At 73.2% G+C, this 11,933-nt stretch carries 12 protein-coding genes; 5 read left to right on the forward strand and 7 right to left on the reverse strand.

Annotated features, from left to right (window positions below; genetic code table 11):
• Positions 1-43 precede the first annotated feature (43 nt).
• Complete coding sequence (locus ACIQ8B_RS21810; protein ID WP_106412832.1) at positions 44-397, reverse strand: hypothetical protein; 354 nt, start codon at positions 395-397, stop codon at positions 44-46.
• Between the two features lie 362 nt (positions 398-759).
• On the opposite strand from ACIQ8B_RS21810, the gene ACIQ8B_RS21815 reads away from it, so the two are divergent.
• On the forward strand, positions 760-1,803 hold the full coding sequence (locus ACIQ8B_RS21815) for an NlpC/P60 family protein (RefSeq protein ID WP_403548878.1): 1,044 nt from the start codon (positions 760-762) through the stop codon (positions 1,801-1,803).
• Between the two features lie 56 nt (positions 1,804-1,859).
• Here ACIQ8B_RS21815 and ACIQ8B_RS21820 read toward each other — a convergent pair whose 3' ends face one another.
• Positions 1,860-2,609, reverse strand: a complete 750-nt coding sequence (locus ACIQ8B_RS21820) for a LuxR C-terminal-related transcriptional regulator (RefSeq protein WP_403548880.1) — start codon at positions 2,607-2,609, stop codon at positions 1,860-1,862.
• A complete protein-coding gene (locus tag ACIQ8B_RS21825; protein ID WP_290009930.1) occupies positions 2,606-3,898 on the reverse strand; it encodes an ATP-binding protein in 1,293 nt (430 codons plus the stop codon). Before ACIQ8B_RS21825 ends, ACIQ8B_RS21820 begins: the two co-directional genes overlap by 4 nt.
• Before the next feature lie 273 nt (positions 3,899-4,171).
• Here ACIQ8B_RS21825 and ACIQ8B_RS21830 point away from each other — a divergent pair, with 273 nt between their 5' ends.
• Together ACIQ8B_RS21830 and ACIQ8B_RS21835 are read left to right on the forward strand one after the other, a co-directional pair.
• Positions 4,172-5,611, forward strand: coding sequence for a PspC domain-containing protein (locus ACIQ8B_RS21830; RefSeq protein ID WP_403548882.1), 1,440 nt, complete (start codon positions 4,172-4,174; stop codon positions 5,609-5,611).
• A complete protein-coding gene (locus ACIQ8B_RS21835; RefSeq protein ID WP_290009934.1) occupies positions 5,598-5,831 on the forward strand; it encodes a hypothetical protein in 234 nt (77 codons plus the stop codon). Before ACIQ8B_RS21830 ends, ACIQ8B_RS21835 begins: the two co-directional genes overlap by 14 nt.
• Positions 5,832-5,873: 42 nt before the next feature.
• On the opposite strand, the gene ACIQ8B_RS21840 is transcribed toward ACIQ8B_RS21835, so the two are convergent.
• The 3 genes from ACIQ8B_RS21840 to ACIQ8B_RS21850 all read right to left on the reverse strand — a co-directional run bounded on the left by ACIQ8B_RS21840 (position 5,874) and on the right by ACIQ8B_RS21850 (position 8,930).
• A complete protein-coding gene (locus tag ACIQ8B_RS21840; RefSeq protein ID WP_403548884.1) occupies positions 5,874-6,395 on the reverse strand; it encodes a DoxX family protein in 522 nt (173 codons plus the stop codon).
• Positions 6,396-6,618: 223 nt separating this feature from the next.
• Positions 6,619-7,899 carry a hypothetical protein gene (locus ACIQ8B_RS21845; protein ID WP_403548886.1) on the reverse strand — a complete coding sequence of 427 codons (1,281 nt, stop codon included), beginning with the start codon at positions 7,897-7,899 and terminating at the stop codon, positions 6,619-6,621.
• A 236-nt stretch (positions 7,900-8,135) separates the two neighbouring features.
• Complete coding sequence (locus ACIQ8B_RS21850; RefSeq protein ID WP_290009940.1) at positions 8,136-8,930, reverse strand: class II aldolase/adducin family protein; 795 nt, start codon at positions 8,928-8,930, stop codon at positions 8,136-8,138.
• Positions 8,931-9,087: 157 nt separating this feature from the next.
• Here ACIQ8B_RS21850 and ACIQ8B_RS21855 point away from each other — a divergent pair, with 157 nt between their 5' ends.
• Complete coding sequence (locus ACIQ8B_RS21855; RefSeq protein WP_403548888.1) at positions 9,088-9,621, forward strand: pyridoxamine 5'-phosphate oxidase family protein; 534 nt, start codon at positions 9,088-9,090, stop codon at positions 9,619-9,621.
• 10 nt (positions 9,622-9,631) lie between these two features.
• On the opposite strand, the gene guaA is transcribed toward ACIQ8B_RS21855, so the two are convergent.
• On the reverse strand, positions 9,632-11,212 hold the full coding sequence (gene guaA, locus ACIQ8B_RS21860; protein WP_403548891.1) for a glutamine-hydrolyzing GMP synthase: 1,581 nt from the start codon (positions 11,210-11,212) through the stop codon (positions 9,632-9,634).
• 348 nt (positions 11,213-11,560) lie between these two features.
• Here guaA and ACIQ8B_RS21865 point away from each other — a divergent pair, with 348 nt between their 5' ends.
• Positions 11,561-11,854, forward strand: a complete 294-nt coding sequence (locus tag ACIQ8B_RS21865) for a chorismate mutase (RefSeq protein ID WP_403548893.1) — start codon at positions 11,561-11,563, stop codon at positions 11,852-11,854.
• Positions 11,855-11,933 lie beyond the last annotated feature (79 nt).

Below are 11,933 nucleotides of genomic sequence, written 5' to 3' on the forward strand. Positions count from 1 at the left end.
GGGCCCGGCGGGCCGGGGCGGAGGGCCGGCCGGAGCCGGGGGCTCAGGTCCAGAGGACCGCGATGAAGATGTTCGCCACGGTCAGCAGGCCGACCAGGCCGAAGACTCCCTTGTCCACCTTCTCCTCGTCCCGCTTCACGTAGACGAGGCCGAGGATCACGATCAGCAGGGCGAGCTTCACACCGATCTTGATGTGGTCGACGGAGTGATCCTGGGCCTCGTTGAGACCCACCAGCGCGATGCCGGTGACCAGCATCGTCAGCGCGCCGTGCAGCATCGCGGGGACGAAGCGGGCGGTGCCCGCGCCCATCGCCTTCATCTGGGTGAGGAAGCCGCCGAGCAGCGACGCGATGCCGATGATGTGCAGACCGACGAAGAGGTGGATGAGTACGTCCATGAGGCCGGAGCCTAGCCACGGGCGTCCCCTGGCGTTCCGCCGCCCTCGCCCTTCCCGCCTTCACCACATCGGTCATCACCCTGAGTGAAGACGAAGCGCCGTGAGCAGCACGACGGTCACTTACGGTCATCTGCCGGTCGGTGGGCGACAGTTCCGCACAACCCGTATCCCGCGCCGCGCGGTCCGGCCTAGCGTCCTGCCCAGGTGACCGGCTCTGCATCGCCGCTCGGGCCAGGAGCGGCGGCCGGACACCACCGCCGGAGAAAGGTCCGGCGGCGGACGGCTCCCTCGTCGCCCCGCCGCCGGACCGCCGGGCAGACGTCCGGCCCCGGCGGGCGCCAGTGGGAAGGACGGCACCGAGGGTGGCAGCGCACCGCAGGTCACGGCAGCGTCCGGTGGGCGGCACCACGGCTCGTGCGGCCGCCACCGTCGTCCTCGCCGGAGCGGCCACCGCGGCCGGCTTCGACGGAGCGGGGCACGCCGCGCCGCAGCCGGCACCCGCCCGCGCCCAGGCCGACGTGGACCGGCTCCACCGCGAGGCCGAGGTCGCCACCGAGAAGTACAACGGCGCCGAGGAGGAGGCGGAGTCGGCGCGGCAGCGGCTGCGCGGCCTCCAGGACGAGACGGCCCGCGCGCAGGCACGGCTCAACAAGGCCCGGGAGACCCTGGGGACGGTCGCGGCGGCGCAGTACCGCACCGGCGGCCTCGATCCCGTCCTGCGGCTGATGCTGTCCGACGACCCGGACGCCTGCCTCGACGGCGTCGCCCTCGCCGAGCGCTCCGGCAGCCGCCACCACGCCGAACTGGGCCGGGTCCGCGCCCAGCTGCGGGAGATCGAGAAGCTGCGCGGCGCCGCCCGGGTCGAGGCGAAGACGCTCACCGCCCGCCGGGCCGAACGGGAACGGCACAAGAGGACGATCACCGAGAAGCTGGCCTCGGCCCGCCGGGCGCTCTCCCGGATGTCACCGCAGGAGCGCGCCCGGATCACCGGCGACACGGACCGCGCCGCGCGCTCGGCCGGCGGCCGGGAAGCCGCCGCACCCCCACAGGCGCCGAACGCGCGCGCCGCGCAGGCCGTCGCCTATGCGCACCAGAAGCTCGGCAGCCCCTACGTGTGGGGCGCGACCGGACCGGACGCCTTCGACTGCTCGGGCCTGGTCCTGGCCGCGTACCGCTCCGCCGGCGTCTCCCTGCCGCGCACGACCTACGCGCAGATCAACGCGGGCCGCAAGGTCTCCCGCTCCGAACTCCTCCCCGGTGACCTGGTCTTCTTCTACTCCGGCATCAGTCACGTCGGCCTCTACGTCGGCGACGGGCGGATGATCCACGCCCCGAACCCGTCGGCCCCGGTCCGCGTGGCCCCCGTCGACCAGATGCCGTTCGCGGGGGCGACGCGGGTGGTGTGACCGGGCCCGGCCCGCTCGGACCGGGCCCGGCCCGCTCGGACCGGGCCCCGCCCGGCTCAGACCAGGCGGCGGGCCGTCGCCCAGCGGGTCAGCTCGTGACGGTTGGACAGCTGCAGCTTGCGGAGCACCGCGGAGACGTGCGACTCCACCGTCTTCACCGAGATGAACAGCTGCTTGGCGATCTCCTTGTACGCGTAGCCGCGGGCGATCAGCCGCAGCACCTCCCGCTCGCGCTGGGTGAGACGGTCCAGGTCCTCGTCCACCGGCGGGGCGTCGGTCGACGCGAAGGCGTCCAGGACGAACCCGGCCAGCCGCGGCGAGAAGACCGCGTCCCCCTCCTGCACCCGGAAGATCGAGTCGATCAGATCGGCGCCGGTGATCGTCTTGGTGACGTAGCCGCGCGCACCGCCCCGGATGACACCGATGACGTCCTCCGCCGCGTCCGACACGGACAGCGCGAGGAAACGCACCGGCCGCTCCGCGTCCCCCGTCAACGAGGCGCAGCGCCGCAGCACTTCGACGCCGCCGCCCCCGGGCAGGTGCACGTCGAGCAGCACCACCTCGGGCCGGGTCGCGGTGATGACCGTGACCGCCTGGTCGACGTCGGCGGCCTCGCCGACCACCTCCACACCCGTCTGCTCGGTCTGTCCGATCTCCGCCTGGACCCCCGTGCGGAACATGCGGTGGTCGTCGACGAGGACCACGCGCACATGGCGCCGCCCGATGCCGCCGGCCGGCTCCGCGGGCCCGCCCCCCGCCCCCGGTGCCGCTTCCGCCGCTGCGTTCGCCTCGGTCGGCTCGCTCATGACGTCTTCTCCGCCCTCTCCATCTCCAGCTCGACCTCCGTGCCGCCGTCGGGCACCGCGCGCAGCCGCGCCGTGCCGCCGTTGCGTTCCATGCGGCCGATGATCGATTCTCTGACGCCCATGCGGTCGGCGGGTATCGAGTCGAGGTCGAACCCGGGACCACGGTCCCGGACGGACACGAACACCGTCCTCCCCTCGACCTCCGCGTAGACCTGGACCGCGCCTCCCTCGCCACCGTACTTGGCGGCGTTGACCATCGCTTCCCTCGCGGCCTGCATCTGCGCGCCGATCTTCTCGTCGAGGGGGCAGTCGCCCACGACGACGACCTCGAGGGGAACGCCGTGCTTGTCCTCGACCTCGGCGGCGTTGCGCTTCACCGCCTCGGCGAGGGTGGTGGGCTCCTCGTCCTCGTCCTTGCCGTTCCCCTCCGGCTTGTAGAGCCAGGCGCGCAGGTCGCGCTCCTGGGCGCGGGCCAGGCGGCGCACCTCGCCCGGGTTGTCCGCGTTGCGCTGGATCAGCGTGAGCGTGTGCAGCACGGAGTCGTGGACGTGGGCGGCGACCTCGGCCCGCTCCTGGGCGCGGATGCGCATCAGGCGCTCCTCGGAGAGGTCCTGGGTCATGCGCACGAGGTAAGGGCCGGCGAGGAGCGTGACGCCGACGAGGACCGCGAGGGCGGCCTGCAGCACCGCGCCGAGGTGGCTGCCGGAGCCGCGCAGGACGAAGATGCCGGAGGCTCCCGCCGTCACCAGCAGCACACCGGCCACCGCCCGCAGCAGCGTGACCGTGCGCCGGCGGCGGCCGACCTCCATCCAGCGGGCCCGGCGCGCGTTGTCCGCCTGCCGCCACACCAGGGCCACGCCCGCGCCGACCAGGACGGTCGGCCAGAGGTAGGCCCGCGCACCGTTGGTGAGGTCCACGCTGCCCACGAAGATCATGGCCACCACGACCATGAGGAGCAGGGCGACGATCTGCCCCTTGTCCGGTTTCCGCGTGACGAGTCTGCGGCGGCCGTCCGGGGTCGTCTCGGTGGTGACGGGCGAGGGCGGCCTCTGGGCGTCGACGCCGCCCACCCCGAGCGGCACGAAGAACCAGAACGCGGCGTACAGCAGGGCCCCGAGACCGTCGGCCATGAACAGGGCGACGAACGCGAGGCGCACCCAGATCACGGGCAGGCCGAGATGCCCGGCGAGCCCCCGCGCCACCCCACCGAGCCAGCGTCCGTCACTGCTGCGGTAGAGCTTGCGCGGCGGCCGCGGCTCGGCGAGGGGCGCTGCTGCGGCTTCCGACATGGCAACGATGGTCACACGCCGCGCGAGCCGGGACATCAGGGGCCGCCCCGGAGACGCCCCTGATCTCGGACCGAGGGGCGGCCGGCTCCGGGCCGGGGGGTGGCCGCTCCGGACCGGGAGCGACCGGCTCCGGTCGCGGGACCTCCGGCTCCGGGCCGCGCGTCCCGCTGCCCGCGCCCCGGACGCCCCGGGCCCGGCTCAGGGACGGATATCAGGGTCCGGCCAGGGTCGTTCCGACTGCCGCCGGGGCGGCACGCCCGTCACCATGGACCCATGACGGATCACCAGCATGCCGCGGCGGATCCGGGACCGGGCTCGGGCCCGCGTCCCGGGTCCGGTACCGGCGCGACCGCCACGCACTCCGCGCGTGCGGGCGGGCGCACGGGCGCGGGAAAGGAGGGGACGGCCGGGACCACGGCCGGTACGGAGCCGGCGGGCCCCGGCCGGCACTTCCGCCGGGACCGGCGGCACCAGATGTTCGGCGGGGTCTGCTCCGGTCTCGCCCGGCAGTACGACATGGACCCGGTGATCTTCCGGATCACGCTGGCGGTGCTGTCCGCGACCGGCGGCATCGGCCTGATCTTCTACGGCTTCGCCTGGCTGTTCGTCCCGTACGACGACGAGGAGGAGAACCAGGTCCGCCGGCTGCTCACCGGCCGGGTCGACGGCCACACACTGGCGGCGGTGCTGTTCGCGCTGGTCGGCTGCGGTGTCTTCCTCTCCATGCTGAGCAACGACGGAGTGCTGAGCTTCGCCGTCATACTGTCCCTGCTGCTCGCGGGCGCCGCCTACTGGTCGAAGCAGCGTGGCACGCCGAGCCCGGACCCGATAGCCGCGCAGGCCGCCGCGGACGCCCCGCCGGAGCCGCAGGCCCCGCCCGTCCCGGCCGCGTACCCGTCGTGGTGGCGCGAGCCCATCGTCAAGGACGGCACCTACGTCGGGGGAACGGGCTATCTGTGGGGCCCCGAGGATTCCCGGGACCTGGACATCGCCACCGCGGCCGGTGTCGGCGTCCGCTCCGGGACCGGCGGCGTCAAGGACGTGTGGCGCCCGCCGCAGGCCCGCCCGCCGAAGCCCAGGAGGCCGCGCGGGATCGGCGGCTGGGTGTTCCTGTTCGCCCTGCTCGCGGCCGGTCTGGGCACAGGTCTCACCTGGGAGACGCAGCCCCTCGGCACCAGCCTCCAGACGGGCCTCGCGTGCGCCCTCGGTGTCATCGGCCTCGGCGTCGCCCTCAGCGCCTTCCTGGGCCGCACGGGAGCCGGGTCCGTCGTCCTCGCGATCCTCACGGCGGGCCTGCTCGCCGGATCGACCGCGATGCCCGACGACATCGGCACCGACTGGCACCGCACCGGATGGCAGCCCGCCTCGGTCGCCCAGATACGCCCGGTGTACGACCTGGGCGCCGGCGAGGCCGAGCTGGACCTGTCGGCGGTCCGCGTCCCGGAGGGCGACACGGTCTCCACCGAGGTCGAGGTGGGACTGGGCCGGATCCATGTGATCGTTCCCCGGGACGTGACCGTGCGGCTGTACGTCGAGGTGGGGCTCGGTGACATCCAGTTGCCGGGCGACGGACGGAAGGACGTGGACGTGGCACCGGGCAAGTACGAGGAGGTGACCCTGAAGCCGCCCACAGGCGCCGGAAAGGCGGGCACCCTGCGGCTCGACCTCAGGGTCGGCGCGGGACAGGCGGAGGTGGGCCGTGCTGCGTCATGAGTTCCAGCCCGGCCGGCTGATCGCCGGCACCGCCCTCGTCGCGACCGCGGTGGTCTACGGCGGAGACGCGGGAGGGTCCTGGGAGACGCCCTGGTTCGTGGTGATCCCGCTCGTCGTGGGCGGCCTGTGCCTGGCCGGCGCGGTGGGCTTCGTGACCGGGCAGGCGCGCCGCCGCCGCGGCCGCCCGCACCCGAGAGGAGCGGAAGCGGCTGACGGCTGACGGCTGACGGCTGACGGCTGACGGCTGACGGCTGACGGAAGGCTAGGAGGTCTCGCGTCGGCGGCGCGCGCGGAGGACGGCGTCCACGGACAGCAGCGGGGCCCCGGCCAGGATCAGCGGGATCCAGGCCATGAGGTACGGCAGGTCGTTGCCGTAGTAGTACGGCTCGGCGGCCCAGCTCACGGTCAGCCACAGGCTGAGCGAGATCAGCGCTCCGCCGAGGGCGGCGATCCGGGTGAGCAGCCCGAGCAGGGCGCCGATGCCGACGGCCAGCTCGCCGAAGGCCATGGCGTAGCCGAAGCCGACGGGGCTTTCCAGCGCCATGTCGACCAGTCCGGGGACGGCGGAGGAGTCGCGGACCGCGCGCATCATGTCGCCGATCGATCCGGCCCCGGAGTCCTTGAGGAAGGCGCTGTCGGTGAGCTTGTCGAGGCCGGCGTAGACGAAGGTGACGCCGAGGAAGACGCGCAGCGGCAGCAGGGCGTAGCGGGCGGCGGTGTCCCGCGGCCCTCCGTCACCGTCGGGACGGGGGGTGTAGGTGTCTGCGCGCATGCCGTGCGTCATTCGTCCGCTGCCTCTCGACTCCGTCCCACCTGGACAGGTCGAACGTACGGCACTCGACGCCGGCCGGACCCGGCCGACAGCGTTTTCTCAGGGAAGCGACAGCGTTCCACCAGCTACGTCGCCGCGTGCAGGCCGGCCGCGCCCCGCACGCGCCGCGCCCCGCACCCGCCGCGCCCCGGCTCCGTGCTCCGGTACCGGATCACTCCGTCCTTCCGCCGCTCCGTCACTCCGTGACGTCGATGGTGTAGCGGTTGGTCTCCACGCCGGCCGCGGTGATCACCTGCACGTCGACCCGGCCGGGCTCCACCTCCGCCGGCACGGGCACGGTCAGCAGGTCGTCGGCCGGGTTGTCGAAGCCGCCCACCACCGGCACCAGCGGGACATGGACGTTCACCGCGCCGACCCGCACCACCATGCGCGCCAGCCGGTCCGCGCCCTGCGCCCCGGACGGCACGAACCCGGTGCCGCGGATCTCGATGTCGTCGCCGGTCCGGATCGGCGCGTCCAGGGCACCGGCCTCCCGGGCCCGTACCACGGACAGGATCACCGGGCGCCCGCCCTCGGCGTACTTTCCGGCGAGGTAGGTGCCCGCCGACACCAGCACCACCACGGCCAGCCCCCACGGCAGGTCCGGGAGCTGGTCCGGGCGGCGGGCGAGCCGCACGGCCGCGAAGGCGAGGGCGACGCCGTTGATCACGACGTACTGGATGTCGGCGAAGCTGCCCCGGCCCGAGTCCTCGGTGAGCAGGTCGGCCGCCCTGGGCCGGTGGGCGCGCACCTTCTGCAGCCGCTGCCCCTGCACCCGGAGCCCGACCACCCGGCGCACCAGCACCGCGATCCCGCAGACCACGGCCAGGACGGTCACCACGCCGGCGCCGCGGGCGAGTTCCAGTCCGTCGATCAGCGCGTCCCGCTCCCGCGGCCCGGATGCGGCCGCCAGCCGTCCTACCAGCACGAGCACCGCGAAGGCGAGGAACAGCACCCAGGCGCCGGCCACCGCGCGCGACGTGGAGAGCCGGTTGTCCTCGCCGATGACCGGGGCCAGCGCGCCGCCGCGCGCCCGGTGGAACCAGGACGCCGCGGTGAGCGCCCCCGCCACCAGCACCGCGGACAGCAGCCCGGCGGTGCGTGCGGAGGTCCAGCCCGCGCCGATCGCGGTGAGCGCCTGCACGAGCAGCAGCACGACGACCCCGGCCCAGACCACGGCCGCGGTCCGCTGCCACAGGCGGGCCAGCCAGGCGGCGCCCTCGGCCCGGCCGCGTTCGGCCACCGCCTCGGCGGCCTGGGCGAGTTCCTCGGAGACCCACTGCCGGGAGGCGGAGGCGGAGTGGGCCACCGCGGCCGGGAGCCCCTGGCCGGCGGCGTACCCGTCCCGCTTCACCAGGAACGCGGCGACCGCGCGCCGATGCCCCTCACGTGCCCCGTGCGGACAGTCCCCGCAGGTGCAGCCGCCCCCGTGGGCAGCCGGGTCCGCTCCGCCCTGTCTCGCCTCCTGCACCGCCACGCCCGAAGCCGCCTTCCCCACTACCGACACATCTCGACACACCACGACCGCCGTCGGCGGCCATCGGACAACTCCCCCGCATCGAGAGCGAATTGTGCCCTACGCCACGCCCGTCCCGACCTCCGGGCCCGGTCGCCGCGGGTGAACTTCGAGGCGTCGGACTGACGCACGCCCCCAGCGGCACGAACGGCTGACACCCACGACCGACACACCCGACCGGCACGAACGACTCGCGCTCAGTCCAGCAGATCCGGCTCGCTCCGCGTGATCTCCCGCCACATCGGCTGGTAGTTGATCCACGCCACCAGGTCCCCGCCCAGTTGCTCCCGTGTGGCCACCGCCTGCCGGTGGCCGATCAGCACGGGGCGGCCGGCCGCCCGTGCGGTGAGCTGCACCTGGCAGGAGCGTTCCATGGTCATGAACCACCAGGCCGCCGCGTCCACCGAGTCGCCCACGGTCAGCAGCCCGTGGTTGCGCAGCACCAGCGCCTTGCGGGAGCCGAGGGCGGCGGCGATCCGGCGGCCCTCCTCGGGATCGACGGTGACCGAGGTGTAGGCGTCGTAGAGGGCGTGGTCCTCGTAGAAGGCGCAGCTCTCCTGGGTGATCGGGTCGAGCAGCTCGCCGAGGGCGGCGAGGGCGCGGCCGTGCACCGAGTGGCAGTGGGCGACGGCGACGACGTCGGGCCGGGCCGCGTGCACCTGGGCGTGCACGGTGAAGGCGGCCTGGTTGACGTGGTGTCCGCCCTCGACGACCTGGCCGTCCTGGTTGGCGAGCACCAGGTCGCTGACCGTGACGTGCCGGAACGGTATGCCGAACGGGTTGACCCAGAAGCAGTCGCTGAACTCGGGGTCGCGTGCGGTGATGTGCCCGGAGACACCGTCCTCGTAGCCGAGCCGCCCGAACAGCCGCAGCGCGCCCGCCAGCCGCTCCTTGCGGTGCCTGCGCTCGTCCTCGACGGACTCGTGCATGGGCGGCATGGCGAACTGCAGCTTGTCGGTGGGCACCGGCAGGGGCGGAGTGGGCCCGTGCATGAGTCCTCCCGCGGGGGGTTCGCGTACGGGGCGGAAGTTACCCGTGGGCCGCGCCGTACGACAGCTCTGTTCCGTAACGCCGGACACCCGCCGGATACCCGGTGGAACACCCGGATACCCGACAGAGGATGTCGGGTATCCGCGTCACACTCGCTCCATGAGCACGATCAAGGACAACGTGAACGCCACGGACGACGAGCGCGCGGAGAAGGAAGCCGTCAGCTGGGGGGAGTTCGCCGTGGCCGAGCCGGACCTGGCGCGGACCGTCGAGGAGCGCTTCGCCGCCCACACGCACCACGTCCTCGCGACCCTGCGCAGGGACGGCTCGCCGCGCACCACGGGTCTGGAGGTGCGCTTTCTGAACGGCGAGCTGTGGTTCGGCATGATGCCGGGGTCGATGAAGGCGCTGGACCTGCGCCGTGACCCCCGCTTCGCGCTCCAGGCCAACCCGGGCGAGGGCACGACCATGGGCGGCGGTGACGTGCGGATCGCCGGGCGGGCGGTCGAGGTGCCGGAGGAGGACACGGAGACCCGGGCCCGGTACGCCGAAGAGGTGGAACCGCCGGAGCCGTTCCACCTCTTCCGCACCGAGGTCACGGAGGTCGTGCGGACCTACGTGGAGGACGGGACGTATCTCGTCGTGCAGGCCTGGAAGCCCGGGGAGCCGGTGCGCACGCTCACGCGGACCTGACCGCGGGGGATCACTCCCACTCGATGGTCCCCGGCGGCTTGGACGTCACGTCCAGCACGACCCGGTTGACGTCGCGGACCTCGTTGGTGATGCGGGTGGAGATCTTCGCGAGGACGTCGTACGGCAGCCGCGACCAGTCGGCGGTCATGGCGTCCTCGCTGGAGACCGGGCGCAGCACGACCGGGTGACCGTAGGTGCGGCCGTCGCCCTGGACGCCGACCGACCTGACGTCGGCGAGCAGCACCACGGGGCACTGCCAGATGTCCCGGTCGAGGCCGGCCGCGGTCAGTTCCTCGCGGGCGATGGCGTCGGCCTCGCGGAGCAGGTCGAGCCGCTCCTTGGTGACCTCGCCGACGATGCGGATGCCGAGGCCGGGACCGGGGAAGGGCTGGCGGTGGACGATCTCCTCGGGCAGGCCGAGCTCCTGGCCGACCATCCGGACCTCGTCCTTGAACAGCTTGCGCAGCGGCTCGATGAGCTTGAACTCGAGGTCCTCGGGCAGCCCGCCCACGTTGTGGTGGGACTTGATGTTGGCGGTGCCGGTGCCGCCGCCGGACTCGACGACGTCCGGGTAGAGGGTGCCCTGCACCAGGAACTCCACCGCGGGGCCCTCGTCGGCGATGATCTCGGCCTGGGCCTGCTCGAAGACCCGGATGAACTCGCGGCCGATGATCTTCCGCTTCTGCTCGGGGTCGGAGACCCCGGCCAGCGCCTTCAGGAACCGCTCCTCGGCGTCGACGACCTTCAGCTGGACGCCGGTCGCGGCGACGAAGTCCTTCTCGACCTGCTCGGTCTCGCCCTTGCGCATCAGGCCGTGGTCGACGTAGACGCAGGTCAGCTGGGAGCCGATGGCCTTCTGCACCAGGGCGGCGGCGACGGCGGAGTCCACGCCGCCGGACAGGCCGCAGATGGCGCGCTTGTCGCCGACCAGCTCACGGATGGCGGCCACCTGCTCGTCGATGACGTTGCCGGTGGTCCAGTCCGGCTTGAGGCCGGCACCGCGGTACAGGAAGTGCTCCAGCACCTGCTGCCCGTACGTGGAGTGCATCACCTCGGGGTGGTACTGGACGCCGTAGAGCTTCTTCTCGTCGTTCTCGAAGGCGGCGACCGGCACGACGTCCGTGGACGCGGTGACGGTGAAGCCCTCGGGGGCGGCGGAGCAGGCGTCGCCGTGCGACATCCAGACCGCCTGCTCCTCGGGGGTGCCCTCGAAGAGGGTGGAGGAGTTCTTGGCGACGTGCAGGCCGGTGCGGCCGTACTCACGGGCGCCGGTGTTGTCCACCTGGCCGCCCAGGGTCTGCGCCATGAGCTGGAAGCCGTAACACATGCCGAAGACGGGGACGCCGGCCTCGAAGAGCTCGCGGTCGAGGCGGGGGGCGCCTTCCTCGTACACGGACGAGGGGCCGCCGGAGAGGATGATCGCCGCGGGGTTCTTGGCGAGGATGTCCGCGACCGGCATGGTGCTCGGCACGATCTCGCTGTAGACCCGCGCCTCGCGGACGCGACGGGCGATGAGCTGGGCGTACTGCGCGCCGAAGTCGACGACCAGGACGGTGTCGGGCGCGTTGGCAGCGGGAGTCGCTGATGACACGAGGTGCCTTCCGGCGGTGGGGAGGGGTCTTGTGCCTCCCGATTCTACCGAGACGGCGGCGAGGTCCGTCCCGGGCCGCGCACCGCACGGCGTCCCGCGCCCCGTCTCAGCATGCGGGCCGGGCGTTGGACGGACCGGGCCGGCCCGGCATACTGGCCGCATGCTCACGCACCCGACCTTCCTCTTTACCTATGGCACCCGGCCCGCCGGCTGCCATGGTCGTGCTGCTTGAGCAACTGACAAGCGACTTCCCAGGCGCCCCGGGCCGACATGGTCCGGGGCGCCTGGCGTTTCACCGGACCGTGTCGCTCCGGGGCCCCGTACCACCACTCACCGAGGAGCCCCGACATGACCGCCACCACCGAGCCCACCGAGAGGACCGGCGCCCGCACCGCCGAGGCCGCCGCGCTGATCGGCGACGCCCGTGAACGGATCGACGCGCTCGACGACCGGATCATCGGGCTGGTGCAGGAGCGGATGGCGGTGTCCGCCGTGATCCAGCAGGAGCGGATCGCCTCCGGCGGCCGGCGCGTGAACCTCTCCCGGGAGATGGAGATCCTCGCCACGTACCGGGAGGCCCTGGGCAAGCCGGGCACCGCGCTCGCCATGACCCTGCTGGAGCTGTGCCGGGGGAAGATCTGAACCCCGCTGGAGCTGTGCCGGGGCACGATCTGAATCCGCGTTCCCGGCACTGACGTGCGGATCACCTCTCACCCGTCCG

Source organism: Streptomyces sp. NPDC096105, assembly GCF_044763335.1.
GTDB lineage: Bacteria > Actinomycetota > Actinomycetes > Streptomycetales > Streptomycetaceae > Streptomyces.

Bases quoted from the DNA above. Each gene is read 5' to 3' on its own strand.
- ACIQ8B_RS21810 (WP_106412832.1), bottom strand. From the start codon at position 397: ATGGACGTACTCATCCACCTCTTCGTCGGTCTGCACATCATCGGCATC.
- ACIQ8B_RS21820 (WP_403548880.1), bottom strand. From the start codon at position 2,609: ATGAGCGAGCCGACCGAGGCGAACGCAGCGGCGGAAGCGGCACCGGGG.
- ACIQ8B_RS21825 (WP_290009930.1), bottom strand. From the start codon at position 3,898: ATGTCGGAAGCCGCAGCAGCGCCCCTCGCCGAGCCGCGGCCGCCGCGC.
- ACIQ8B_RS21830 (WP_403548882.1), top strand. From the start codon at position 4,172: ATGACGGATCACCAGCATGCCGCGGCGGATCCGGGACCGGGCTCGGGC.
- ACIQ8B_RS21840 (WP_403548884.1), bottom strand. From the start codon at position 6,395: ATGACGCACGGCATGCGCGCAGACACCTACACCCCCCGTCCCGACGGT.
- ACIQ8B_RS21850 (WP_290009940.1), bottom strand. From the start codon at position 8,930: ATGCACGGGCCCACTCCGCCCCTGCCGGTGCCCACCGACAAGCTGCAG.
- ACIQ8B_RS21855 (WP_403548888.1), top strand. From the start codon at position 9,088: ATGAGCACGATCAAGGACAACGTGAACGCCACGGACGACGAGCGCGCG.
- ACIQ8B_RS21865 (WP_403548893.1), top strand. From the start codon at position 11,561: ATGACCGCCACCACCGAGCCCACCGAGAGGACCGGCGCCCGCACCGCC.